Source organism: Variovorax boronicumulans (genome assembly GCF_029892485.1).
GTDB classification, from domain to species: domain Bacteria; phylum Pseudomonadota; class Gammaproteobacteria; order Burkholderiales; family Burkholderiaceae_C; genus Variovorax; species Variovorax boronicumulans_B.
In genome coordinates this window covers 94,707-119,494 of record NZ_JARXVG010000005.1, presented here as the reverse complement: position 1 = coordinate 119,494, position 24,788 = coordinate 94,707, and the positions used below count along the sequence as shown (strand labels likewise).

20 protein-coding genes are annotated in these 24,788 nt (G+C 60.2%); 2 read left to right on the top strand and 18 right to left on the bottom strand.

Annotated elements, in window-relative coordinates; translation table 11 throughout:
* Positions 1 to 2 precede the first annotated feature (2 nt).
* Complete coding sequence (locus M2282_RS13495; protein ID WP_280809285.1) at positions 3 to 704, top strand: ABC transporter ATP-binding protein; 702 nt, start codon at positions 3 to 5, stop codon at positions 702 to 704.
* Between the two features lie 210 nt (positions 705 to 914).
* Complete coding sequence (locus tag M2282_RS13490) at positions 915 to 2,033, top strand: class I SAM-dependent methyltransferase (RefSeq protein WP_280809284.1); 1,119 nt, start codon at positions 915 to 917, stop codon at positions 2,031 to 2,033.
* A gap of 139 nt (positions 2,034 to 2,172) precedes the next feature.
* Here M2282_RS13490 and M2282_RS13485 read toward each other — a convergent pair whose 3' ends face one another.
* The 18 genes from M2282_RS13485 to M2282_RS13400 all read right to left on the bottom strand — a co-directional run bounded on the left by M2282_RS13485 (position 2,173) and on the right by M2282_RS13400 (position 24,776).
* The gene (locus tag M2282_RS13485) at positions 2,173 to 3,240 is read right to left on the bottom strand and encodes an acyltransferase family protein (protein ID WP_280809283.1); all 1,068 of its coding nucleotides are present in this window, start codon (positions 3,238 to 3,240) and stop codon (positions 2,173 to 2,175) included.
* A gap of 14 nt (positions 3,241 to 3,254) precedes the next feature.
* Positions 3,255 to 4,409, bottom strand: a complete 1,155-nt coding sequence (locus tag M2282_RS13480; RefSeq protein WP_280809282.1) for an acyltransferase family protein — start codon at positions 4,407 to 4,409, stop codon at positions 3,255 to 3,257.
* 69 nt (positions 4,410 to 4,478) lie between these two features.
* Complete coding sequence (locus tag M2282_RS13475) at positions 4,479 to 5,549, bottom strand: glycosyltransferase (RefSeq protein ID WP_280809281.1); 1,071 nt, start codon at positions 5,547 to 5,549, stop codon at positions 4,479 to 4,481.
* Entirely contained in the window at positions 5,546 to 6,718 is a 1,173-nt protein-coding gene (locus tag M2282_RS13470; protein WP_280809280.1) for a glycosyltransferase family 2 protein, read from the bottom strand. Before M2282_RS13470 ends, M2282_RS13475 begins: the two co-directional genes overlap by 4 nt.
* On the bottom strand, positions 6,715 to 7,815 hold the full coding sequence (locus M2282_RS13465) for a DegT/DnrJ/EryC1/StrS family aminotransferase (RefSeq protein WP_280809279.1): 1,101 nt from the start codon (positions 7,813 to 7,815) through the stop codon (positions 6,715 to 6,717). Before M2282_RS13465 ends, M2282_RS13470 begins: the two co-directional genes overlap by 4 nt.
* Positions 7,816 to 7,849: 34 nt before the next feature.
* On the bottom strand, positions 7,850 to 8,497 hold the full coding sequence (locus tag M2282_RS13460) for a NeuD/PglB/VioB family sugar acetyltransferase (RefSeq protein ID WP_280809278.1): 648 nt from the start codon (positions 8,495 to 8,497) through the stop codon (positions 7,850 to 7,852).
* Positions 8,498 to 8,661: 164 nt separating this feature from the next.
* Positions 8,662 to 9,831 carry a glycosyltransferase family 4 protein gene (locus tag M2282_RS13455; RefSeq protein ID WP_280809277.1) on the bottom strand — a complete coding sequence of 390 codons (1,170 nt, stop codon included), beginning with the start codon at positions 9,829 to 9,831 and terminating at the stop codon, positions 8,662 to 8,664.
* On the bottom strand, positions 9,831 to 11,024 hold the full coding sequence (locus M2282_RS13450; protein ID WP_280809276.1) for a hypothetical protein: 1,194 nt from the start codon (positions 11,022 to 11,024) through the stop codon (positions 9,831 to 9,833). Before M2282_RS13450 ends, M2282_RS13455 begins: the two co-directional genes overlap by 1 nt.
* Before the next feature lie 295 nt (positions 11,025 to 11,319).
* Positions 11,320 to 11,760 carry a GtrA family protein gene (locus tag M2282_RS13445; protein WP_280809275.1) on the bottom strand — a complete coding sequence of 147 codons (441 nt, stop codon included), beginning with the start codon at positions 11,758 to 11,760 and terminating at the stop codon, positions 11,320 to 11,322.
* Positions 11,757 to 12,707 (bottom strand): NAD-dependent epimerase/dehydratase family protein, encoded by a 951-nt coding sequence (locus M2282_RS13440; protein WP_280809274.1) that lies wholly within the window; start codon positions 12,705 to 12,707, stop codon positions 11,757 to 11,759. Before M2282_RS13440 ends, M2282_RS13445 begins: the two co-directional genes overlap by 4 nt.
* Complete coding sequence (locus tag M2282_RS13435) at positions 12,704 to 13,675, bottom strand: glycosyltransferase (protein WP_280809273.1); 972 nt, start codon at positions 13,673 to 13,675, stop codon at positions 12,704 to 12,706. The genes M2282_RS13440 and M2282_RS13435 overlap by 4 nt, the downstream gene beginning before the upstream one ends.
* A gap of 70 nt (positions 13,676 to 13,745) precedes the next feature.
* The gene (locus M2282_RS13430) at positions 13,746 to 15,314 is read right to left on the bottom strand and encodes a glucosyltransferase domain-containing protein (RefSeq protein WP_280809272.1); all 1,569 of its coding nucleotides are present in this window, start codon (positions 15,312 to 15,314) and stop codon (positions 13,746 to 13,748) included.
* A 120-nt stretch (positions 15,315 to 15,434) separates the two neighbouring features.
* On the bottom strand, positions 15,435 to 17,678 hold the full coding sequence (locus M2282_RS13425; protein ID WP_280809271.1) for a glycosyltransferase: 2,244 nt from the start codon (positions 17,676 to 17,678) through the stop codon (positions 15,435 to 15,437).
* Positions 17,679 to 17,866: 188 nt separating this feature from the next.
* Complete coding sequence (gene galE / locus M2282_RS13420; protein WP_280809270.1) at positions 17,867 to 18,865, bottom strand: UDP-glucose 4-epimerase GalE; 999 nt, start codon at positions 18,863 to 18,865, stop codon at positions 17,867 to 17,869.
* Positions 18,862 to 19,416 carry a dTDP-4-dehydrorhamnose 3,5-epimerase gene (rfbC, locus tag M2282_RS13415; protein ID WP_280809269.1) on the bottom strand — a complete coding sequence of 185 codons (555 nt, stop codon included), beginning with the start codon at positions 19,414 to 19,416 and terminating at the stop codon, positions 18,862 to 18,864. Before rfbC ends, galE begins: the two co-directional genes overlap by 4 nt.
* Positions 19,417 to 19,647: 231 nt before the next feature.
* The gene (locus tag M2282_RS13410) at positions 19,648 to 23,055 is read right to left on the bottom strand and encodes a glycosyltransferase (RefSeq protein ID WP_280809268.1); all 3,408 of its coding nucleotides are present in this window, start codon (positions 23,053 to 23,055) and stop codon (positions 19,648 to 19,650) included.
* Between the two features lie 75 nt (positions 23,056 to 23,130).
* Positions 23,131 to 24,057: an NAD-dependent epimerase/dehydratase family protein gene (locus M2282_RS13405; RefSeq protein ID WP_280809267.1), complete on the bottom strand. Its 927-nt coding sequence runs from the start codon at positions 24,055 to 24,057 to the stop codon at positions 23,131 to 23,133.
* A gap of 2 nt (positions 24,058 to 24,059) precedes the next feature.
* Positions 24,060 to 24,776 carry a sugar phosphate nucleotidyltransferase gene (locus M2282_RS13400; protein WP_280809266.1) on the bottom strand — a complete coding sequence of 239 codons (717 nt, stop codon included), beginning with the start codon at positions 24,774 to 24,776 and terminating at the stop codon, positions 24,060 to 24,062.
* Positions 24,777 to 24,788: the final 12 nt, after the last annotated feature.

Below are 24,788 nucleotides of genomic sequence, written 5' to 3'. Positions count from 1 at the left end.
CCATGGCATCCATCTCACTCAAAAACGTCTCGGTCAGTTTTCCCATCTACGGGGCGGGCTCGGCATCGCTCAAGAAGACCCTTGCGGCCTCGGTCACAGGCGGGCGCTTCGGCAAGGAAACCGGCGTCACCGTGGTGCAGGCCCTCAGCGGCCTGAACCTCGAACTCAAGAGCGGCGACCGGCTGGGGTTGATCGGCCACAACGGTGCGGGCAAGTCCACGCTGCTGCGCACGCTGGCGGGCGTCTACGAGCCCTCGTCCGGCGAATTCGCGCGCCAGGGCTCGGTGGCCAGCCTGATCGATCCCGCACTCGGCATCGAGATGGACGCGACCGGCATCGAGAACATCATGCTGCGCGGCCTCGTGATGGGCATGAGCATGAAGGAGATCGAACGGCTCACGCCCGACATCTGCGATTTCAGCGGACTGGGCGAGTACGTCAACATGCCTGTGCGCACCTACTCGACCGGCATGATGATGCGGCTCGCGTTCTCGATCTCGACCAGCGTCCAAGCCGACATCCTGCTGATGGACGAATGGCTATCGGTGGGCGATGCGGCGTTCACCGAGAAGGCCGAGCAGCGGATGCGCGATGTGGTGTCGAAGTCAGGCATCCTGGTGCTGGCTTCGCACTCGCCCGAACTGATCGCCAAGGAATGCAATCGGGTGATCCATCTGGAGCATGGGCGGATCGTCGAGCGCTGACGGTCCGGCCGCCGGGGCCAGAATTCCATGACTGCACTGCATGCGATTCCGGCTCCTTGCACGAGCCATGGTCACCCGGCACTACCCCCGATGGTTCGAAGTCGAGTCCTGCATCGGGGCACGGTTTGAACCAATGAGTTTTCACGAATCCCGCAGCGGTTCGACGACTATGATGACCATCCGCGTGTCGCGGCCTCAAGGATCAATCAAATGCATTTCAAATGCAATGTCTGCACCGCTCTCGATGTTGGCCGCACACTGACACGGGGCGACGGGCGCAATGTCCTGTTCTGCGAGAACTGCGACATGGGCGTCATCGAACTGATTCCCGAAGATACGAGCGTTTTCTATGAAGACACGTACTACGGCGCTGCCAATGCAGATGAGATGGGCTACCACGACTACGAGTTCACAGCAGATCACAGTCTGCTGTGGGTCAAGCTCATGCTGGAGACGATCTCCCCCACTGGCCGGATCCTGGACATCGGTTGTGCCAATGGCCATTTGCTCCGAAGCCTGAACGGGACCTACGAACGCTTCGGCATCGAGGTCAATGCCGCCGCAGCTGAGGTGGCACGCAAGAGAGGCGTGGCGATCATTGCTTCCGATGTCTTCGATCCTGCGGTCAGCAATCGAACGCACGGCAGTTTTGACTTCATCACATCGATAGCGACCTTCGAGCATGTGAACGATTTCAGAGGTGCATTCGATGTTTCCCTGAAATCCCTCCAGCACGACGGCGTGCTCATCTTCGAGGTTCCCCTGATGTCGTACACGAGGGACAACAAGGATTGGCTCGAATCATCGTACGAGCATGTCTACTACCCCACGGTCAAGGGGATGGAGACTTTGTTCAAGGAATTCCCGGACTACCAGTTCACTGGATTCGAGTCGGCCATCGCTGGATACAGTTCGACCTATATCGGCGTTGCCGCCCGTGACCCGCAGGTCTTCTCCCGCGTCGCTCAACTGTTCCAGGCCATGACGAAGCCGTCGCCCGCTGGACTTTCCGACGCAGAAATCAGCATCAATCTTGCGTACAACGTCGTCCATTCATTCAACGTGACTGCCGATCGCATTCTGGCTTTGCCGACGCTGATCAAACAGGCCAACAGCTTCAATCTGATGAAGCGGCTGACACAGCTCTGGCACGCAGATCGGGTCGTCGCGGAGAGCGCTGGCACCGCGCTGGAGAGCGCGCAGTGGCACGCGCAGCAAGCAAAGAACTGGCAGGGAGAGTGGGATCGCCTGCATCACGACACCGAGGAATTGAAAGCGACCAACGCTGCGATGTACAAGCAGCTGCAGGCTCTGTCCGAAGGGAATTGAAGACACGGTTGCCCAGGCGATCCCTTGATCTCCCAGCAAGATCGCAGCGCCGCAGCCGCAACTGGTATGGCGCATCTGGGTCATCGAGCAACGTGCCGACTACAACGGGTCGCGAATCGAAACCGAGGGCATGCGTAGATCAGGCGGCACGAAGAACCGCCTGTGAAAAGCGGCGGCCCAAAGCGATCCCCATTCTTTCCATCGGATGGAACAGGGCGGCGACGACAAGACAAAGGGCAACCGTTGCAACCAGCAGCATGATGGCGCCTGTGCTCGAGAGCTTCTCTCCACCTCCGAGTGCCAGATAGGCCCACGACGTGAAGCTGCAGAGCACCAGAACGTGCAACAGGTACAGCGAGAAGGAAAGCCGACCGAGCCACCTGGAGATCGGCAACGAAAGTGCCCGCTGAAATCCTCTGTTGAGCAACACGCCATAGAGCAGCCCGGAGCTGCAGAGCGTGAGCCACACCGGCCCGAAGTCATGCGGCCGCAGAGCGGCGAAGACGATCGCGCCGGTCAGCAACGACCACGACACCCAAGGCGCGGCTTTCGATTCGCCCAACTTCCGATGGATGTCGAGCTGCGTGAAGTTCGCAATCGCGGCTCCTGCGGCCATCGCCACGAATGGAGATGCGAGCCACCCGGCGATCCCGAGCAGCGCCACATGAATGACGCCTCGCAGCGCGGCCCGCTGCCCCATGACGAGCAACGCGGCAAAAACAAGGATCGAGCCTTGCATCTCCACAGGCATTGTCCAAAGTGGCGCATCGTAGGAGCTTGCCGGCGAGCCGTCGACATACACCCTCCAGAAGGAAAAGTGCAGCACATCCGCCATGGAGGGAGTGAAGGCATAGACGATCGGCAGCCAACCCTCGCCTCCTGTCACTTTGCTTGCCTGGATGTTCCGCATCAACCCGAGAGCCATCAACGCCATGGCCAGGCACGAGGCCGCGAAAATCGGCACCGTGAGCCGCGGATAACGTCGAAGCGCGAGATCGATCACTGCGCGTCGCTCACCGGTCCGGAAAAATCCCACGCTCAGCACATAGCCGGAGAGAACGAAAAAAATGAATACCGAGAATGAACCGTCGGTGAGAAGCGGATAGAAGCCGGGATGCCATTGGGGCCAGAACACCTCTCCCGCGTGGCACAGGACGACGACGAGCGCCGCCCATCCGCGCAGGCCATCAAGGTAGGTTTCTCTCATGCGTCGATGGCGCTCTACTTTGCCGCCGCCCGCTCGGTGATCGGCGGATGCAAAGTCTTGCCTTTGCTCCCGCCACGCAGCCACCGCTGCGCAGGCTTTTCGACGAGCAGATAGACCGCCGTGGCCAACACGAAGAGCACGCTGAAGTAGACAAACTCAGGAACGCCCGGCCATGCGAAGGTGGTAACGAATGCCTTGATCAGAATGAGATGCAGCATGTAGATGGAGAAGCTGATCTCGCCAAGAAATACGAACGGGCGCACTGACAACAATCGCCCAACGAGGCCGCGACCGGAGGCAAGGCACCCAATCGCCAATGCAAAGGCCCAGCACGATCCAGCCGGCTGAAAAAACAGGTTGAACCACGGGCTCGGGAATTGGCGGTGCACCACGTAGAAGCCTTTCAACATCCACCATGCGAGGACAGCGAGCGCGATCACTTCAACTGCCGTCCACCACCACAGCGACCTGGACTGATGGCGCAGGTACTTCCTCCACAGCACGTTGGTCGACATGCCGAGCACGAATTCGAACCCACGCATCAATGGACTCGGGTAGGTCGCATATGCCGCCGTGATTCGATTGAAATCACCGCTTTCGACAGGTACCGCTGCAATGCGAAGCGCTGCGATCAACATCACTGCCAACAGGGCGGCACCCAGGAGCTTCCAGTGCCAGGTGCGTTCGATGTTGACCAGCAGGAACGGAAATGCCAGATAGAAGAACATCTCCGTGGAAATGCTCCAGGACACGGAGTTCCAGGAGAACGTGTACGCCAGAAAGGGGAAAGCCGAGTGCACAAGGACGGCATTGAAACCGAGTACCACCCACTTGCTGAAAATCCCGGGACCGTCGAACGTGATCGAGCCCGGCGCCACGCTGACGACCAGCAAGACAATGGCGACCACATGCACCGGCCAAAGTCTTGCAACCCTTGCGCGCATGAACGCCAGAATCGATCCTGGCGGGCGCTCACCGTAGACATGCGTCAGGATAAAACCGGACAGCACGAAAAAGAAACTGACCCCTTGTGCGAGCGCCAACGGCGCACCGCGCAACCATGGCCAGGCAAGACTGTTGGACCCGTGCAGAACCACAATCATCATTGCGGCAAAAAAGCGCAGGCTGGTCAGCGCCCTGAGATTTTCAATTGTTGGTTGTCGCGACATCGTTTGGGCCAGTGCGCCAGCTGCCGCTCGCGCCACGGCGAAGCGCGCGATACCGGTCGTGAGCCTCCATCAAACCAGGGCTACTTTCGCGAAGGCGGCCGCGTATGCATCGATCATCTTTTCGCGGCTGAAATGCTGCAGCGCATGGGCGCGCGCCGCGGTCTTCAGTGCATGGAGTGCCTGTGGTTGCTCGTGCAGCCTGGACAGCAACGCGTGTATGCGCTCGGTTTCGGTCGGCGGGATCAGAAAGCCGTTGACCCCGTCGGCCACCAGTTCAGGAATTCCGCCCACCGGGGCTGCGATCACGGGAACGCCGCACGCATTCGCCTCCATCACCAGAACGGGCCTGCCATCGAATTTCGACGGCAGGACGAGCACATCCAATTGATGCAGTGCATCTCTGGCGTGCTCGACAAAGCCGTGATATCTCAGCCTCTCAGCGATCCCACTGGTTGCCACGCGCTCCTTGACCATGGCCGCATCGGGACCCGTACCGAACATCTCGAAATCGAGCACGGGGTTCAGGGGCGCGAGCCGCCGTGCCAACTCGATGAATCCGACCGGATTCTTCTCATCCGACATCCGGCCGACATAGCCGACCTTGAGTCCGGAGCCGCTCTGCGTAGCTGCAGGGGAAAACTCGTCCAGATCGACACCGCTGCGAACGACGACGACGGGAGGATCGGGCCTGCGGGACGATCGCCTGATGTAGTCGCCCATGAAATCACTCTCGACGATCACGGCATCGAAGCATCCTTCATAGAGGAAGTGATTCAACGTATGGCCGATTTCGTTGTAAAGAATGTCGGCGATCCGCAGAGCAGGCAACCGCTCTTTCCAATAGGGAAGCAAGTGATAGAGCTCTCCGGCGCCTATCTGCAGCACGAGATCCACCTTGCTGTCGACAAGCCGTTCCAGAACCAGATCGAACCGGGTCATCGCTGTCATGCCGGACAGATCGAGAAGATGCCCGGTCGAAGCGAAATCCTCCAGCGGGTCAGGTTCGTAGGCTGCCGATGCATCGCCGCAATAGGCAACCGTGATATCCACACCGCGTGCTCTGAGCGCACGGAAGATGGCAATCGAGAGAGCACCCTTCACCAGGAAGGGGAGCAGCGCCAGGATACGAGGCGAATTCATTTGGTCAGGGTCCGGACAAGACGCGACCATGCACGCCGGGGCAAAGAGGGTGAAGAGCCTGAGGCCGGAGCCGGAGCTTCGGCGACCGCCTGGCGCTCAAGCACGAGCGAGCGATAGGCCTGCTCCCATTTTTCGCTTTCCCCCCTGAAATAGTCCCTTGCTTCGATGTAGGCCCGGATGTCGCTGTGAAGCTTGTCGACCTCCTGATATGCATCGGCACTCGGTCCCACGAACGCAAAGGAACGTCGGCCGACTTCGGCAAGTTCAGGCTGAACGCCGTAGTTCCCCAGCATTGCGAGGAAATGCTGGAAATCAGATGCCGCCGTCGATTGCATCATCACGCCGATCAGTCTGTGGGCCTGCAATGGCGGCAATTGGCTCAGCGCCGGATGGCGACACGTCCACGCAACCATTCGAGTGATGGAAAGAAGCAGCGAGCGAGCTTCTGCAAGAGGCACCAGATTGCGCTGCATCGCGTAGCTGACCTCGAGCAGCGTGCCGACCGGATCACCATGTGTCACGCCGCGCGAGTGCGCACGAATAAAGGTCAGGCGCTGCGGAATGATGGCGAACTTGCATCCGTGCTGCAAGGCGCGAGTCCACAGCTCGTAGTCTGGCGCACGCACCATCAGCGGATCATCCAGCCCGATTCGCCTGTGCGCCGAGGCACGCACCATGGTGGAAGACCGGCACAGATGGTTGGCACCGATCCAGGTGTCGACCAGATTCAGGTCGCGCGGCTTGTTGTATCCCGCCTCCAACGCGTCGGCCGATGGGTGCCGATCGTCATTCTCGTCATAGATCTCGACATAGGTGCCGATGACATCGAGTTGTGGATTCCGGGCTGCCGCCTCCAGCTGGATTTCAGCCTTTCGCGGATCGATCCAATCGTCTGCATCCAGGTTGACCAACCACTCGCCGCGCGCCTCCTGAACCGCCCGGTTGTAGCTCGCCGCCCCGCCCAGGTTCTTTTCATTGACGAACAACCTGATGCGCGGGTCTTCGATGGCCGACACGACGGCCACCGAGCTGTCGATGGATCTGTCGTCCACCACCACGATCTCGAAGTCCTGCACCGTCTGGTCCAGGATGCTGCGCAGCGTCTTTCCGATGTAGCGCTCGTAGTTGTACGAGAGAACGATGTACGAAAGAAGCGGGCTCTTGCTCATTGGAGGCAGTCCGCGACGCGATCCAGGTCGTCCGGCGACAGGTCGTCGTGGAAGGGCAAGCCGACGACACACGGCGCGAGAGTGTCGGTGACGGACAGGTTGGACATCGGCACGTCCTTGAACGCCGAATGCCGATGGCAACCCAGTCCCCACCAACGGCGCCACTCGACCTTGGCATCGTCGAGCCGCTGCGTGGTCGCAGCGACGTCTGCAGCCGGAACGATCACGTTCAACGTCATCGTGACCCAATCGGTTCCGACGCCGCGTTGCAAATGCACCGCCTTGCCTTCCAGGCGCCTTGCGTATGCGGCCGTCAATTCGCGCATTTCCTGGATGCGCTTTGGCAGCCCGTCCAACCCCGCCAGGCCCACTGCGGCCGAGTACTCCGAAATGCGGTAGTTGCCCGCGCGCAGCGAAGACTGGCGCTCCTGGCCGACGAACCCGAAGCCGGTCATGGCCGTTGCGCGTTCCATCAGTTCCCGGTCGGCACAGAAGATGGCCCCGCCTTCGCCGATGCCCAGGGTCTTGGTGGCATGAAGGCTCACGCAAACGGGTTGCCGGCCGATGCCCGAGAGCGAGGTCAATGCGGCCGCGGCATCGAAGACGACGGGGATGCCGTGTTGTTGCTCGAACGCGGCCCAGGCGGCGAAGTCCGGCGGCGCGCCGAAGGCGCTGACGACCAATACCGCGGCAACCGGACCGGGCACTGCGTTCAGCGCTGCAGCGGCGATTTCGGGCGTGAGCGCCAGGGAGTTCGGGTCCGTCTCGAGCAGATACGGTGTCAGGCCGGCATTGCACACCGCATGCGCACTGGCGATGAAGGTGAATGCAGGCATCAGGCAATGACCGCCTTGCTGGCAACGCAGCCTCAACGCCAGCTCGATCGCGGTGGTCCCATTGGAGGTCAGCGTCACATGGCTCCCACCGACCAGCTCGCCGAGGCGGCGGGCGAATTCGCCATTGAGCGGCCCGTAGTTGCTGTACGTGCGCGAGCTGTCGATGCGTTCGAGATATGGCAGGAGGCTGGCTGCCGCGGGCAGTCGCGGTCGCAGGACCTTGATCGTCGCAGGGGAAATATTTCGGTCTTGAACGGGCATGACTGTAGGCATCTGGGCAGTTGGACGATAGGAACTAGACCGGAGGCGGGACGGAGGCCGCGGTGCCGCCCCTGCGCTGAATCGGGCGCGCCGGAACGCCAACGACGGTGGAACCGGGCTCGACGTCGCGGATCACCACGGCACCCGCACCCACGGTCGACCAGGCGCCGATCACGACACCAGGCGCCACCGAGACACCCACACCCAGGTTGGCGCCTTCCTGAACGGTGACCCGTCCTGCAAGAGAGCAAGAAGGGCCGAGATTGACGAAATCCCCAAGAACGCAATCGTGGGCGATCGTGCTGCCCGGATTGATCAGCGTGTGGGACCCGATCGAAACGTCCGTCGTGATGCTGCAAAGACCGATGATCAGGGCGCCCGCGCCGACCGAGACGCCCGAACCGATCACTGCGGCCGGATGCCGCACCGCGACGCATTCGACTGCGGTGCCGATCGACAGCGCGGCGCGTTGGCGCGCCCGACCATCCCCGACCGCGAGGACAAGGCGCACGCCAGGATCCGAAAAAGTCTCCAGGCGCTCGGCTCGTACTTGCAGCCCTCGGATATCCGCCACCGGGAAACCCGGGTCAACGACGAAGCCTGCGACGTGCTCCCCGCATGCCTGCAGAGCGGAAAGAACCTCACGGCCCAGTCCGCCTGCTCCATAGATCAAAAGCGTCATGCGCAACGGTGAGATAAATCAGAAGGAGGGGTGGCCGCGCCGGAGCAAGGCAGGCGAGTATACGGCCGCAGTTAACATTGAGTTAACAACAGATACCCGGGCCGCTCTGACATTTGGCGGGGCCTGGAGCTCGGGAAACTCGCTCCAGCGAGGCTGCAGGTACGCTATGGGGCGAGCTGCAATGCACGCAGAACAGCCCCGGTCTGTTCCTGCCAGCTGAACTTCGACAGTGCATCGTTGCGCGCTTCCTGCGCCATCGATTCGTAAGCGTCGCTGCGGTCCATGGCACGCAGAACGACTTCGGCCCATTCGTGCGCCTTGGCCAGGTAGCCGTTTTCGCCGTCGCGAATGGCACGGCGATAGGTGAAGCTCGGCGAAGCGATGCTCAGGGTGCCGACGCTCGCCGCCTCGAAATACTTCAACTCGGACTTGCAATCGGTGAACGTATTCGACTGCAGCGGCATGAGGTTGAACTGCACCGTCCCGAGCAGGCGCTGGAGGTTCACGTAGTCATGAAAAGGCTGGCGGCTGACGCGGTGCGCAAACTCTTGCATCACCGGCCCGTGGTCGATGTAGCCGACGACCATGACCTCGGCCTCCGGTCGCCTGGCCAGCACCTCGGCCAGCGCGGACTCCACGATCGCATAGTCGAGGCGATGCGAAGGAGAGCCGCTGAAGTAGCCGAGCGTCACCTTGCCGTTGCCGGCAAAACGCGCGCGCTCCTTCTCTGCAAAGACGCTCTGCGCGAGCGCGAGCTGCTCCCGGTTCATGAAGTTCGGCACCACGTGCACCGGCAGGCCCGAGTAGTCCGCGAGCTTCTGCGCAAGAAAATCGTTGGTCGTGATCGCGCCGTCGCACAGCTTCAGCGTCTGGCCCATGCGGGCGATCATCGCGAACCAGTCGTCCCAGAGGCCGTTCTGCGTGACGTCAAGGCCCAGAGTGGCGACCACCAGGTGCGCATAGTCGGTGTCGAAGACCAGATCGTCGACATCGAACAGCACGCGTTTTCGGCGCGCGCGGAACTTGGTGACGAGGCCGTTGACCCGATGGCAGTAGCGCGAACGGCAGATGACCAGCACATCGGCAGCGTCGGCGATCTCATCGAAGCGCTCGCTGTCGGACAGAAAAAAATAGCTCGCCGAGACGTGGCCCGCCGCATCGTCGTTGAGTACGTGGGCCATGTTGTAGGCCCGGTAGCGAAACGTGCTGTTGTTCGGCTCCTCGTAGAAATAGGCCACCCGCACCTTGCGCCGGTACAGCATGGCCAACCGTGTCGACAGCGGCTGAAGCCAGGGATCCGCATAGGGAACGGGCGGGGTCTGCAGTGCAAACATCAGCGTCCCGCGGCGAGCGACTCGAGGGTCGATTCGAACGATTGCGTCCAGTCCGAGCCCAGGGCATTGGCTGCGAAATTGCGGCTGCGCGCCTCGTTGTCCCCCGCGAGCGCCACGCCGGCCCTCAGCGCATCGAGCATCGCCTGCGTGTTCAGTTCTGCGGAGAGGATGTTGCGCGAATAGCCCGACAGATCCTGCTTGTTGGCGAACTTGTTGGTCACCACGACGGCACCGCTGGCAGCCAGGTCCAGGGGGGGATAGCTGGGGTGCGGCGTGTACATCAGGCAGAGCCCGAGATCGATCGTTCCCACCAGGCCGGCATAGGCTTCCCAGTCGAGTCCTTCGATGCGCCGGGGCGAATAGCCGTCGCCGAAGGTCACATTGGGAATGTCCTTCCCGACCAGGAAGATGTCCCACTGCTCGAGATCGAGAATCCCTTCGTTGACCGCTCTGTCGATGAGGTCCATGCCAATGTGGAAGAGATTGCGCGAATTGTTCGGGCGCGCATAGAAGAAGAACCGCTTCTTGCCACCTGGCTCGCGCTCGCGCTCGTGGAACAGCGACTTCGGGAATGCGGGCTCGAACCAGCATCCGGCACGCCGCAGGTGATCCAGGCCCGTTGCGATCAGGTGGTCGTACAGGAGTCGGGTGTTGACGACGAACCGGATGTCCTGGTCTTGCAAGACCCGCTCGCATTGAACGCGCTCTTCTCCGAAGGGATAGAACATCCGTTCGTCTTCCTGGAGCAGATAGACGATCGAGGCGCGCGGAACGCTGGGCAGCGCCGCCGCAGTCGTCCACCACGAAGTGGTGACGAAGATTTCGTCGGGGAGGACGTCCAGGCTGGGCGCCGTTGCGCCGGCAGGAAGGGCACTCGGATAGTCGCCTCCGACGTGCGTTGCGTAGGCAAACTGGATTTCCTGCCGCAGCCGGATGCCGTAGGCGCCCAGGACCTGCGAGGCATTCGCCGGTGAGGGCTCCTCGGTCCGGGTCACGATCCGCAGCGTTGCATTCATTCGATTGGCCAGTTGGGCCGCAAACAGCAACGCGGTGCCTACGCCGCCGAAGAGGCTCCCCGAACCGATGCTGTCGGTCACCAGGCTGACTCGCGGCAGCGAGGACTTCGGGATCACATAAGTGTGCAGCGGCTGCTGCGAGACGAATTTCAGCGCCCAAAGTTCGGGCAGCGTCATTTTCGGGTCGTTCGTTTCGCCAGACTTCCTGTTCACACCAACGATCTCGCCCAGCTTCCTGCGAACCAACCGTGCAGCCCCCGGGGTTCCTTGGTCCCACCAGAAGGCTATGAATCTCCGAATCCGCCCAATCATCATGAATTCCTAGTTTTTATTAAATTTTTGATGCAAACATCGATCAAGACGCATGACAACGACGACGAGCCCGTCACGAACTCAATAGAAACAGAATGCAAAATTCTTTCATCATTATTCAACTTGTCGAATAGAAGCCAAGCTGTCGTGGGTCGGCGCCCTACTTCATCGCTTCTACCGGTCGGAACACTATATATCTGCTTGCCACGTAGGCGGTAACTGTATATACGGGCATGCCCATCGCCTGCGCAAGATAGCTATTGAGCCCGAAATAGTTTATTGCCATGATGACCGTCAGGAGATTTGCCCCATAAGCGACCGCAGTGCCAAGAAGAAATTTCGCTGCCGCAGGCAGCACGGCCCCCTCGTAGGCAAAGGTCCACCGGCTGTTGAGAAAGAAACTGACGCAGATGCCGATACCGTAGCCGATGGCATTTGCGACGACATCGCCTGCATGAAAAAAATATTTGGCAGCGTAGATCACCGACAGCCCGACCAATGTATTGGCGACGCCCACGATGAGGAATCGAATGAACTGAAACGAAAGAATCTTGTCCGTCTTCATTTTTGTGGCGCCGCGCGAATCAATATCGCGCTTCATCGACCACCCGGATTGGCGTGCGTGAATCGCTCGGCTTCGAGCAATTGAGCGACACCAACCGCCAGGCTGCGAATTTTTCGGCTTCGACCTCGGCTCGGCACCACGGAGGAAAATCGGATGCGCCGAGAATAGAGCCCGGAGGACTTGTTCACTCCCGTTGTAATTCGGGGCGACTTTCTGGCAATTCTTTTGAATATGGAAATTATTTCGGAAATGGTCGTCGGCTGCTCCGATGCAATGATCTTCGTCAATACGCCCGGGGCCGAATTCAAAACACGGAGTGTTTCGATGATTTCCAGCGCGGCATCGTCGACCGAGATGTAATCGCGAATGGTGTCGATGGGAACGTAGATTCCTATCGGCTTGTTTCGAACGATGCTGCGCGCAATATGAGTCAGAAGCCCTTGCGGCTTGACTGTCGCCTGCCCCACGCCATAGAGCGTGGAAATGCGGGCGAGGAGCACCGTCATCCTCGGATTCGCGGCGCAGAACGATCGCAACAACTCCTCCTGGCTCAATTTCTCCCGCGCGTAAGCGCAGTTGGGCGCCGGCACAGATTCCTCCGTGATGATCTCGTCCGGACAGGCACCATAGATCGCCCCGGCGGAGCTTGAGAACACCAGCGAGCCGGGCATGCCCATCAGAACGGCATCCGCCGCGATCAATTCAAGCAGCAAAGCCAGCGCACGAGTCTCCGGTACGAGGACTGCCTCGGAACTGCCCATCGTGCCGGCGCCAGCCGCCCAATATATTTCCCAGCGGGTGGCACGGCTCGCACTGGCGGAAAACCCGCGAACCGCAGTCTCGATCTGCGAATGCAGCGTCGATTCATCGGTCCATTGGAAGGGCTCGCCGGGCGTGAAGGGCGCCGCGCCGGCCGTCGAGAGCGCGCGGCAAAAAGCCGATCCCAGAAGACCTCGAGCACCCACTACCCAAGACGTTTTCATGGGCGGTTCGGCCGGGTCGGTTTGGAACTCACCACGTAAAGCGGCTTGCCCATCACGATGCCCATCGTCACGGCGAGGTATTCGGCAATCACGCCGAGCGCGGTAAGTATCACGCCCGAAAAGAACGCAACCACGACCGCCAGGGAAGTCCATCCCTCAATGGGAACCTGCCCCGTGTATTTTTTGTACATGGCGTATATCGCAAAACCGATGGCAAACAGGATCGAGAAAAAACCAACAATCGTGATCAGCCTCAGTGGGCGCGTCCCGGTGGTCAGGACAAGGCTCCAGAAATGCTTGACCAATGCCAGAAAAGAATAACCGGAAGGCCGGCCAAATTCCTCCCTGAGCTTCAACGGGCAGTGCCCGACTCGGCCTGTTATCCAAAAAAGTCCGACATCGAGATATACGCCATTCCCGCAGTACGCGGACAAGGTCCGGGCTATTTCACCGTCGATCAATCTGAAACTGTTGAAACGGCCAATCGATTTATTTCCGAGAAGTCGCGTACTGATGATTTTTGCAGTCTTGCTGAAAAAATTCCTGACCAACCCGTGCGGGGCGGCGTTCGTTGGCTGCGCATAAACAAGCTGGAAATTCTCTCGAATTCCCAGATCAATCAGGGCCTTGATGCTTTCCGGGTCCTGTTGGCCGTCCTCGTCCATGGTGACCACCCAGTCGCCGGTTGCGCTTGCCATGCCTGCCATCGTCGCAGCGTGCTGCCCGTAATTCCGCGACAACCATATCGGCCGAATAAAGGAGTGTTTTGCAGCCAATGCATCAATGACTGTGTCCGATCGGTCGGGTCCGCAATCGTGAACAAGCAATAATTCGCACACGACGAATTCGTGGCCTTCGGGCGAAATCTGAGGCGAATTGAATTTTTCGATTTCCGCGACAACCATGGGGAGCGAGCGCTCCCCTGCATAAACCGGGATGACAATGGATACTCTTTGAAGGTTTTTCATTGCAGCGCGTTAATATTCAATTTCAATTGATGGATTCCAGCCTTCGGCCGCCAAGAGCCGCCGAACACCTTCAAGGACTTAATTCCAGGCAAACGATCGCCAAACTCCCGACAATAGAAACCGATTGCTCGCTCGGCCAAGCCGGTGCAGATTTGCAATAGCCTTCACCAAAAGCAATTTGTGTGCCTGTCGCCGGTTTGAACGCATATCCAGAGGCTTCGATCAAGAGCGGCACCCTTGAGTACTCGGGGGTAAGAGCAGATACGTTCATGTCACCGTGAATACTGTTCAACTTGGCAGGATATTTCCACTCGCCTTTGCTAAGGAAAATATATTCAACCTTCGAAAAATCACTCATTTGCTCGAGACGAGCGATAATTCGATTGATCTTCATCTTCTCCCAGGAATTAAGTCGTTGCTGATCGGCAAAAACCTGGTTATTCTTGAATACGAAAAACGTGATCAAAATCGCCGGGAGCAATGCAAAGGCACCGCCCGGAATTTTCGCGAACATCCGACGCAATATCGGATAGGCGAGCAGAAAAAACAATCCGATGATCAGTCCAGCCTGAGACAACACACGGGGCATTGGCCACCAATCCTTGAATGGAAGGATCACACCAACTGTCGCTGGCACAAGGAGCAAGACCGCAGGCAGGACGGCCAAATTCCCAGGCCATTGCCCCTTCGCCCTCGCATTCCGAAGGACTTCAATGCTCAACGCCAGCCCGGCGACGACGAGCATTGCGGCAAGAAGGACTTTCAGCCAATGAGCGCCCAACGGCTCTTCGCGCCAATATATGGTGGCAATCAGGTCGAAAATCTTCGAAATTCTCTCAGGGACTTCCTTCAATTCGATGAATTTTGCCCTGCTCGTTATTTCGATGACGCCGAGCCGTTTGAACACGCTCAGGACCACCAAGAAAACCAGAACAGAAACAATGCAGACAAGCAGCAAATTGATAATCCGCCTGCGGTGATCGCTGCCGACTCCTGCGTTCGCTTCCGGCGCATTCCCTGAAATTTCGCTGAACAAAAAACAAAAGATGAGCGCAACCGAAAAATAATTCAAGAACCCCTGGTACACGAACAGCATTCCAACGGTTGCAGCAAGCGAGATCAGCAGATTCCGGGTTTTTTTCTCTCCGGCCCGGGCGGCAGATTCCAGCGTGATGATCGCGAGCAATGTACCCACGCAATACCCTGGAAGCACCATGCGAAATGTGAGTATTTCTGCAAAGTACGGATGCGCCACCATCAGCGAGCCCGCGATGGCTGCACCTGGTCTGTCCGCGGCTCCAACGAAGCGCAATATAGACAACACAAGTCCCGCTTGCAGCAATAATGCAGAAAATCCCAGGGAAACATAAATATCGTTTATGTTCACGCCGAGTGAATTGATGACCCGGTCGATGACCGCCAAGAGAAATCTTCCTTGCGTCAGAAAACTCGCGAATTCCCCATTCGTGAAGCCTTGCCCGTAAAAATAATCGTCGATGGCAAAGCCTCGGGAGAGGACGCCACCTCTTGCGAGCAGTGCAACGCCGACAAATATGAGCAGCAACCTGAGATGTCCCGGCGCCATTCGATTGCTGATTTCAATACCTGATGTTTTCATCGAGCAAGGCGATTCGACCAAGTCGAATCTTCTTCTTCAAATTAATTAATTAATCAATCAACCAATTCCAGACACCGACGAAGGTTTTATTTCGTCGATTCCATTGATCACGCCTGTTGCAGATCCGTTTGAACGCTTTTTTCAGCGCCGGCCACGAACGGCACGATAGGCCCGCCATGTCCAACGCGCCGCGAGCATGCTGCCTCGAATCATCCAGGGCGCCTTGCGCTCGAGCCAACGGGACGCCTTGAGGCTCGCAAAGACGACTTGCTCATCGTATTGCCCCTTGGATCCAAAGAGCCCGTGGATGAGCTCCTCGGCCGTGGCTTCGGTATTGTCCGGGGGCTCTTCGCTCGGCTCCGGTTCGGCACCGGCCCGGTTGCCGGCCACCGCCGCTCCGATTCCGACCAGCAAGTGCCTGGATTTCTGCGCGATCGCCTGGGGAGCACTCGTTCGCAACAGATCGCTGTATTCGATGCGCTTGCGAGCAAGATCGCGCGACGCATGGACCATCGAATTCGATCTTCTTCTGTAGAAAAAGAAAACATCCGTCGTGACGAGGAATCGCCGGCCTGCATCGCACATCCTCATGAACAGCGACCAGTCTTCGTAGCAGTTCAAGCTCTCCACGTACGGGAAATCGTCGAGTGCCGATTTCCTGAACAGCGCCGTCGCGGTGGAGAACCGGTTCTCCAGAAGACCGGCGACCACGGCCTCGCCGGAGAACATCGCGTAGTCGCAGAAGTTCGCCGCCTCCCCCGGTGTGGGCTGCGCCTCTCCGTCCAGAAAGTACCCGGCGGGGGTCACGACGATGTCGAATTCCGTGCTGTTCTCCAGCGCAGCCACGCCGACTTCGAGGAAGTGCGGATGGATCAGATCATCGGCATCCAGCGTCAGCACGTAGCGGCCCGTTGCAAGACGAACGCCGATGTTTCGCGCCGCGGCCAAGCCGACGTTCGCCGTGAGGCGAGCGATCTTGAGGCGGGCGTCTTCCTTGCACGCGAGCTCATCGATCACGCGCAGGCTTTGCGTGTCCGTCGATGCATCGTCCACGAGGACGATCTCGATGTTCCGGTAGGTCTGGGCGGCGAGGTTGTCGAGCGTCGCTGTCAGGTAGCTTCCCAGGTTGTGGTGCGGCACCACAACGGAAACCAGCGGCCGCTCCTGCAGCGCATGCCACACAGGCCTTTGCCTGGTTGCGACACGCCATGGCCACGGTTCTTGCGAGTACTGCACCGGGGTCAGCTGCGCTTTGTTCTCAAAATTGCGCTCCAGCGCGCCAACCAGCCCGTCGACCGTTCCGTCGAATTTCAGGCAACTGACACCGTCACGCCATCGCGTGCCTTCGCCGAAAGCCGGATTCGTTTCGTTCAGGATCACGCGTGCGCCCGAGAGCGAGGCTTCGATGGCAGCCATCTCGCAAGCAGGGGACGCACCGGGAAAAACGACAGTTGCTTTTCCGACGAGTGCTTCACGCTCCTGCGGGGCCAGTTCCGGGATGAAGCTGGCGCGCTCGCTGAATATCGACGGAACCAGGCGCTCGATCTGCGCAAGGTAACTCTCGTCCGGGGCATGGCCTGCGAGCTTCATCGAGCCCGTGTAGCCTGGACACCGGCGCATGAAACCGGCAACGGCGCGCACGAAGAGATCGGGGCGTTCCGATCTCCGGAGATCGGCGCTGAAGACAATGGCCTGGTCGGAAGACGGGGAGACTGCATGTTCCACGCCAGAGACACCGCCGGACAGCACGGGCGGTGCGTGGCAAATGACCCTCGGCTCCCATTCCTGCGGAGAAAAACCAAACATCTCGCGCGTGGCTTCGCTCACTGCAGGGCTCGGCGCAATGACGACATCGCAATCGCGCAGGCATTTGCGCTCCAGATCGCTGAGATTCAGATCCTCGATGGACAGCGGCAAGGCCTCGGCATGCATCAGCGCGGTGTGAGATCCGCAAAGGCGAACCGCGACGGTGGCGTCGGACAGGAAGCCCTGGAGCCGGCTTTCCTGCAGCGTGCAAAAGGCGAGCCCGCCCGCGTCCTGGAACTCCAGGTACTTGATCGACTGGCTCTCGCTCAACGCAGAAAGCGCCCTGAACACGCATGCAGAACGCCAGTGCGCAGAGGTGTTCGAGTAGGCCGAGGCGGGTGGATGCTGACGCGAATCCGTGAATCGATCCTGATCGATGCGGGTATCGACCTCGACGAGTGCCACGTTCGGAAATGCGGCCTCGAACGACACACGGTCCACGGCGGCATCGACCATGACCAGGGTCGCACGTTGGCGGTCTGCTTCGTCGAGGGCGCGGAGCATGTCGGACGTCACCCGGCCTGCCGCGCCAGGTGTGCGGGAAAACAGTCCGGTAGAAACGAAGACGAGGCGATCCATTCAGCCTCCAGGGAACTGGCGATGCCGAGAGACCAGCTCGTGGGCTTGTTTATCCGACACCCAGGATTTCACGCCCCGGGCGCTTTGGCAAATTTGAATCAAACGCTGTTCCCCACCTTCCCATTTCGGGATTCTTATTGACCGTCATTCGTCGGCGGATCTTTCCGGCGGCCGCCCCCGCGTTCACTTCACTGGCCGTTTGCGGATTGCCATCGCCACGCATCGCGGCACATGTCGTCGAGGTCACGCTTGGCGACCCACCCCAGCAACTCGTTCGCGAGGCTGACGTCGGCAAAACTGATTCCGATGTCCGCCGCGCGGCGCGACACGATTTCATACGGGATGCGCCGGCCGCTCAGGCGCTCGAACGCCTTGATCACGTCCATCACCGAAGCACCGCGCCCCGTGCCGAGGTTGACCACGATGTGCGTCTGATTCCGTTCGAGGAAACCCAGCGCGGCCACATGTCCGTCCGCAAGGTCCATGACATGGACGAAGTCGCGGATCCCCGTGCCATCGGGGCTCGGGTAGTCGTCGCCAAAAATCTGCACGGCGGGCCGGAGACCCGCGGCAACCTGGCACACGAGCGGCATCAGGTTGCTGGGTGTGCCCAGAGGGCTCTCGCCGATCAGGCCGCTGTCGTGCGCACCCACCGGATTGAAATACCGCAGCGTCGCAATCCGCCACTGCGGATCCGAACGGCTCAACTCGTAAAGCAAGTCCTCCACGACCAGCTTGGTGCGGCCATAAGGATTGCTCACAGTGAGCGGTGCGCTCTCGGCCACGGGCATCGGCTGATCGGGGCCATAGACCGTGGCCGACGAGGAGAACACCAGGGTCTTGCACCCTGCGCGCTGCATGGCCCCCACGAGGGCGATGGAGCCATGAACGTTGTTGTCGAAATAGTCGATCGGGCGATCGATCGACTCGGTCACGGCTTTCAGTCCGGCGAAATGCAAGACGGCGGAGATGGGGTACTGCGCGAAGATCCGGTCGAGCGTCGCCCGGTCGCGGATATCGCCTTCATGCCAACGCACCGGCTGCCCGGTAATGCGCCCGATGCGTTCGAGGACAACCGGGGTGCTGTTGGAGAAATTGTCCAGGATGACGAAGTCGTACCCCGCGCGCGCCAGCTCAACGCATGTGTGAGATCCGATATACCCGGCGCCTCCGGTCACCAGAATCAAGGGCCATCTCCGGCGATGCTTTCGGCAAGCGTTGGGGCCGCGGCGTCCTTGGCGGATAGCACCGGCGAGGCGCCCGAAAGAGGCCAATCGATCCCGATCGCCGGGTCGTTCCACGCGATGCTCCGCTCATGGGCGGGCGCGTAGTAGTCGGTGGTCTTGTAGAGAAAGTCTGCCGTCTCGCTCAATACGAGAAAGCCGTGCGCTAGGCCGGGCGGCACCCAGAGTTGTCTATGGTTGCTTTCGTTGAGCTCTACGCCCACCCACTTCCCGAAAGTCGCGGAGGTTGGGCGGATGTCCACTGCAACGTCGAACACCGCGCCCTGAGCCACGCGCACCAGCTTTCCTTGCGCCTGCTTGACTTGATAGTGCAAGCCACGCAGCACGCCCTTGGACGAACGCGAGTGGTTGTCTTGCTTGAACGCCAGATCCGAGCCGGTCGCACGGCGGAAAACTTCTTCGTTGTAGCTTTCGAGGAAGAAACCTCGGGCGTCACCGAAGACCTGGGGCTCCAGGATCAAGACATCCGGAATGATGGTGGGAGAAATCTTCATGCTTCAACGTTGTGGGGAACATCCGCGCCGCAATCGATCGGCTGCGTACCAGGGATTGTTACGCAGAAACGATCACCGCCGTCTTTCTGCACGCATCCCGTGCTGGTGCGGCCGGAAAGATCAAACAAGGGTCAAGGCGAATTTATTTTGCGCATTTCCTTTTATTCGGAATAAAACCTTTAGCACCCGAATGAAATACAGCGCGATATCCGCCGCACAAAAAGCCTCTCTTCAATCCTTCGAATTTTTCATCAGCTTAACAAGCTCTTCTTCGTACCGTCGGAGCATTTTCTTTATGTCGAATCGACGCTCGGAAAATTCTCTCGCGCTCAGTTTGAAATCGTCGAGCTTTTCTTTGTTTGCAGCCAATTCTTCGATTTTTCGAGCGAATTCATCGTAGGCTCCGGGTTCGCACAAATAACCTTGCCGTCCCTCTTCCATCATCTCCGGCAGTGCACCGACTCTTGACGCAACGATCGCCGTACCGCTCGCCAGTGCTTCCATGACGATGTTCGGGCGCCCGTCCAAGCGGGAGGGCAGGCACAGAATGTCGCACGCTTGCAGGTACGGTTTCATTTCCGGCACGGTTCCCCGCAGCAGAAAGCGCCCTGCCGGAAAGTTGGCCGCCGCAACCGCGGTTTTTACTTCTGATTCGAGATGCCCGGCGCCGGTCATCAAGAACACGACATCCATATCCTTGGACAGGCGTTTGGCAATCTCGACAAATCCAAGAGGATCTTTTTCCTCGGACCATCGCCCGAAAAATCCGACCACGACCGATTCGCTGGAGATTCCGTCAAAGCCAACTGGCAATTGGTCTTTTGCCGCGGGTGCATTCTGGTCCAGGTCGACGCCGCTCTCCACCATCTCGATGCGCTCGGGCGCCTCCCCTGCAGCAATCAGCCACTGCCGGACTTCCGAGTTTTCGACAAAGGTGAGATCGATGCAGTCGGCATATCGCCGATTGTTGGCGGTGTGGCCGACCGTATTGAAAAGCAGATCGGCCACGGCAAGGCGCGGATGCCTTAATTTCAGCGCTGGCAATTGGTCATAGACAAAAGAACTGCCGATCACCCAGAGCAATTGGATATTTTTCGATTGCAGCAGATGATCGAGAAAATCCCGCCAGTATTCCTGCTCGAGAAACCTCGGCAAATGGAATATTTCGGGGGTAGCCGATTCAAACCAAGATGTGGTGTCGCCGTGCGCCTGGCCCACCGGAACGGTTGTCACGATGGTCACGCGCCAACCGTTCTTTGCCAATTGCGAGACGATGCCGCTCAATAGACGTTCTGCACCACCCAAAACAAGGAACGGCATCGCGATCAGAAGCGAGGGACCAGCAGCCCGAATATGAAAACGCCGCCGGATCGCAAATGATTGGGGCAAGCGTGGAGGCGGCGATGCGCCGTTCGTTCGCGCGGTGCGTAGGGCCTCTTCCGTCAGCACGTCCTCGTTGAAACGATGAACCAGCATTTTCTGAACTTCGTTTTCCAGGACGGCTCGGCTGTTGCTCAAGGTTTCGCCGTGGCTGCGGTAAAGAAAAAGTGGTTCGCGAATACCGATAAAGCGTGCTCCAAGCGCGGCGAGCCTCACCCAAAACAGCCAGTCCTCGTGAACATGCCCGGTCGCCGGATCCGAATCCCGATATCCGCCCGCCCTGCGCCAGAGGTCCTTGGGATACACCGCGCACGTGAGCGCGTTGTTACCTTCCAGCAACATATCCAGTGTCGGGCGTTCGTGCGGTGTCCAGACTTCCGACTTGTCGCCGAAAAACTGCAGTCCCGGCGAGACCACCTGGTAACCGGAATGCTCCAGCACGAAGACGGCTTTCTCGATGTAGGTGGCGGCAATGCGGTCGTCGGCATCCAAGCAGCAGATGTATTTGCCCCTCGCGTGGCTGATGCCGAAGTTGCGGTTGGCCCCGGCACGGTACGGCCTGTCCTGCAGCAGCAGCCGCAGCTTGGGCGAGGCCTTGCCGACTGCCTCGACGAGGCGCTGGCGGGACTCGGGGGAGCTCGAGCCCCCTTCCACCACGATGATCTCGATGTCGGTGAAGGTCTGCGCCTCGACCGAGCGGATCGCATCGCCGACGAGGTGACCGTAGTTGAAGCAAGGAATCACGATGCTGACGAGCGGACGATCCGATGGCCAGTCCGGTCCGCTCGGCGGGTTCACGGCATCCGGCACAACGCCCGCCGGCGGAAGGAGGCGAACCGCCGCCGCGGTGCGCCTTGCGACTTCCAGGCTCCCTGCGCCACTCCCGGCCAGCACGCGCCGGCGCCTGAATTCCCGAAGGTGGTCGAAGATACGGCCCCGCAGCGTCCACCACACCAGCTTTGCGAGTTGCTTGGCCCGCCTTGCAGCGCGAGGATTGTTCGTCGCCCAGCTACGCACGGGCGCCGTGGCTCGCCATGCGATGGTTTGCTGCATGGCCTCCAGCCGACCCGCAACCTCCAAAGCCCGGTGTTCGATGGCGGCGGTCTTCCCGACCTCCTCGGACAGCTTCCTGCGAAGCGCTGCCGCTTCCCCCTCGCGCTCCGCAGCGCGCCTGATCTCGAAGTTGATGGCCTCGGTGGCCTGCGCCGCATTGAGGCGCGCGTCCGCGAGGATCACGTCGACTTCGCTCTTCAGGCGCTGGATCTCGCGGCTTGCGGCCCCGCAATCCGCCAGTTGCACGGCACTGGATTGCAACCTCTTCAGGTCGAACGACCAGAGCTGGGCGATGCGTGCAACGAGCGGCGGCGTGAACTCGCTGCCGTCCAGCCGTGTGAGCGATTGCACCGAAGCCTCGGTCGCCTGCCCGGCGTGCAGCAGGTGCAGGTGCGTCGAGGCCCTGACCTCCTCGGTCGCCGCGCTGTCGAAATCGGCCTTCAGCAAGCGTTCGAAAACTTCCTTGACGCGTGCAGCCTGGCGTTCGTTCTTCGTGACGATGCCGACATAGGTCGAGGCGTAGTCCTTGATGGAAACCTCCGCACCGGTCAGATGAACGCCCAGTTCCGTCTCGACGATGTGGCGGATCGCCTGCTCGGTCGGATAGTAGATGTGCTCCAGCGAACTGTTCAGCCATGCCGCATTGCTGGACTTGGCCGACATGACGGGAACCTCGAACAGCAGGAACCCGTCGTCTTTCAGCAGGTCGACGGCTGCGCGGAATCCGCCGCGCAGATCGAGCAGGTGCTCGAAGACCGCGATGGCGGTTACGACGTCGAACGCGGCTCGATGGTCATGCACCAGTTGCGGATCCAGCAGGTCGTTGCCAAGAAGCTTGATGCCCTTGTCCTGCGCCTGCCCGGCTGCCCTGGCGTTGACCTCGATGCCGAACTTGTCGAAGGCGTCCGCGAACTTGTCCAGCAGATAGCCGTCGGCGCAACCTATGTCGAGAATCTTTCCGTGATCGGCCAGCAGCCGAACCAGCGCAAACGCCCAACCCAGCCCATGCTCGGCCATGAAGCTGTAGTCCGCATAGCCGCTGCGCTCTCCGTTCACGTAGTAGTTGTCGTCGTAGTACGCCTCTGTGTTCTCGGGCAAGCGGGCAATCACACCCAGGCCGCAGCGGGTGCACTGCTGGATTTCCATGCCATCCACCCGAATGGCGAATGGCTCGAAGCGGGTACCGGAGCACGCGTTGCAGATCATCTTTTGTTGGTTTGCCTGTGAAAAACGAAGGGCCGTCCGGCACCGGGCTGGACGCGTTCCTTGCGAGCCCTCGTTCTAGGTTGCGGAGATCGCTTCGCGCGCGCTGTGCAGGATTGCTTCGAGAACGGCATCCATGTCGGAGGGCTCGGTGCGAAACCCCAATGCCTTCAGCCGGGATGGATCGCCGACGAAAGCCCTGACATCGCTGTTGCCGCGCCGCGATTCGTCATGCTGCAATTCGACAGGCACGCCGGAGACGGCGATCAAACGCTGTGTCAGGTCGAGCAGCCGCTGGCCGTCGCCGGTGCAGATGTTCACCACCTCCGCAGAGGCATCGCTCACCAGGGACAGATCGACGAGAAGCTTCGCAACGATCCGTACATCCATGAAGTCGCGCACCACATCGAGATCGCCGGTCGCGAGCACGCCTCCTTGCCCGCCCATGCTCGCGATCTGGTGCGCGAAGCTTCCCAGGGCCAGGGACTTCGGCATGCCGGGCCCGATGGGATTGAACAACCGGGCCACCACGACGGACAAGCCGCGTGACGCGGCGATGAAGGCATGGCTTGTCTGGGCGAACTTGCTGGCGCCATAGGCCGTGTTGGGGCGGCAAGCCGCGTCCTCCCGCACAGGCTGAAGGGCGGCGGACACCGGCCCATACTCGGCCGCACTGCCCGCAAGGACCACGCGCGGCTTGCGCGGCATGGCGAGCGCGGCGTCCAGAAGATTGGCCGCGAAGGCGACGTTGGCCTCGTAAAGCTCGCTGTAGGAGGGCGCAGCGGAAACACCCGCCAGATGCATGACGATCTGCGGCTCCGCGGACAGGAGCAGATCGCGGACCTCGGCCGCATCGCCAGGGTTGGAAAGCAGGCGCCTCGTCTCGCCTGCGACGGCAGCCCGTTCGGTTCTGCTGATGGCGATGGTTTCAAGGCCACGCGCCCGCAGTTCATCAAGCACCGCCCGTCCGACGAATCCGCTGGCGCCGGTGACAAGCACGCGCATGGTTATTCGGGCAGGAAAAGCTCGCGACTCTCGTCGAACATCTTCTGCGCCGTCGAGTAGTCTTCCGGCCGGCCGATGTCCAGCCAGAAGCTCTCGGGCTGCTGATGGCAGCGAACCTTCTTGCCGGCCGCACTCAGCTTGAGCAACAGGTCCGGCATGTCCAGGTGAACGCCCTCGCTGACATGCGGCTTCACCGCATCGCGATTGAGCATGTAGAGGCCCATGCTGACCAGGTGCTTGCTCATGGGCTTCTCGAGGTAGCCCTGGAGATTCATCTCCGCATCGACCTGGATGAGCCCGAAATCGATCTTCACTTCTCTTTCGTAGACGCAGATCGTGGCATCCGACTCCCGCTCGGCATGGGTGCGGATCAGCTGGCCGATATCGAAAGTGGTGAGCAGGTCGCCGTTGGTGACGATGAAATTCTCGCCGACCTTGTCGATCAATGCGCCGAGCGGGCCGGCCGTACCCAGGGGGCTGTCCTCGAGGCTGTAGTCGATCTTCAGCCCGAATCGCGAACCGTCGCCGCAGAACGCGCGGATCAGATGATGCAGATGGTTGACCGCAAGGATGACTTCGTCGACGCCGGCACGGCGAAGCTGCCGCAACAGCAACTCCAGCACGGGCATGTCCCCGAGGGGCATGAGAGGCTTCGGAAACGAGGCGGTGAACGGCTGAAGGCGCGTGCCCTTGCCGCCGGCCATGACGACTGCTTTCATGGTGCTTGCTCC

What these genes read in the sequence shown, in the direction of transcription:
- M2282_RS13480 (WP_280809282.1), bottom strand. Translation starts at nt 4,409, where the DNA reads ATGTCGCGACAACCAACAATTGAAAATCTCAGGGCGCTGACCAGCCTG.
- M2282_RS13485 (WP_280809283.1), bottom strand. Translation starts at nt 3,240, where the DNA reads ATGAGAGAAACCTACCTTGATGGCCTGCGCGGATGGGCGGCGCTCGTC.
- M2282_RS13435 (WP_280809273.1), bottom strand. Translation starts at nt 13,675, where the DNA reads ATGAAAAACCTTCAAAGAGTATCCATTGTCATCCCGGTTTATGCAGGG.
- M2282_RS13460 (WP_280809278.1), bottom strand. Translation starts at nt 8,497, where the DNA reads ATGACGCTTTTGATCTATGGAGCAGGCGGACTGGGCCGTGAGGTTCTT.
- M2282_RS13445 (WP_280809275.1), bottom strand. Translation starts at nt 11,760, where the DNA reads ATGAAGCGCGATATTGATTCGCGCGGCGCCACAAAAATGAAGACGGAC.
- M2282_RS13440 (WP_280809274.1), bottom strand. Translation starts at nt 12,707, where the DNA reads ATGAAAACGTCTTGGGTAGTGGGTGCTCGAGGTCTTCTGGGATCGGCT.
- M2282_RS13410 (WP_280809268.1), bottom strand. Translation starts at nt 23,055, where the DNA reads ATGATCTGCAACGCGTGCTCCGGTACCCGCTTCGAGCCATTCGCCATT.
- M2282_RS13490 (WP_280809284.1), top strand. Translation starts at nt 915, where the DNA reads ATGCATTTCAAATGCAATGTCTGCACCGCTCTCGATGTTGGCCGCACA.
- M2282_RS13425 (WP_280809271.1), bottom strand. Translation starts at nt 17,678, where the DNA reads ATGGATCGCCTCGTCTTCGTTTCTACCGGACTGTTTTCCCGCACACCT.
- M2282_RS13465 (WP_280809279.1), bottom strand. Translation starts at nt 7,815, where the DNA reads ATGCCCGTTCAAGACCGAAATATTTCCCCTGCGACGATCAAGGTCCTG.
- M2282_RS13455 (WP_280809277.1), bottom strand. Translation starts at nt 9,831, where the DNA reads ATGTTTGCACTGCAGACCCCGCCCGTTCCCTATGCGGATCCCTGGCTT.
- M2282_RS13475 (WP_280809281.1), bottom strand. Translation starts at nt 5,549, where the DNA reads ATGAATTCGCCTCGTATCCTGGCGCTGCTCCCCTTCCTGGTGAAGGGT.
- M2282_RS13405 (WP_280809267.1), bottom strand. Translation starts at nt 24,057, where the DNA reads ATGCGCGTGCTTGTCACCGGCGCCAGCGGATTCGTCGGACGGGCGGTG.
- M2282_RS13470 (WP_280809280.1), bottom strand. Translation starts at nt 6,718, where the DNA reads ATGAGCAAGAGCCCGCTTCTTTCGTACATCGTTCTCTCGTACAACTAC.
- M2282_RS13400 (WP_280809266.1), bottom strand. Translation starts at nt 24,776, where the DNA reads ATGAAAGCAGTCGTCATGGCCGGCGGCAAGGGCACGCGCCTTCAGCCG.
- rfbC (WP_280809269.1), bottom strand. Translation starts at nt 19,416, where the DNA reads ATGAAGATTTCTCCCACCATCATTCCGGATGTCTTGATCCTGGAGCCC.
- M2282_RS13495 (WP_280809285.1), top strand. Translation starts at nt 3, where the DNA reads ATGGCATCCATCTCACTCAAAAACGTCTCGGTCAGTTTTCCCATCTAC.
- M2282_RS13450 (WP_280809276.1), bottom strand. Translation starts at nt 11,024, where the DNA reads ATGACGCTGCCCGAACTTTGGGCGCTGAAATTCGTCTCGCAGCAGCCG.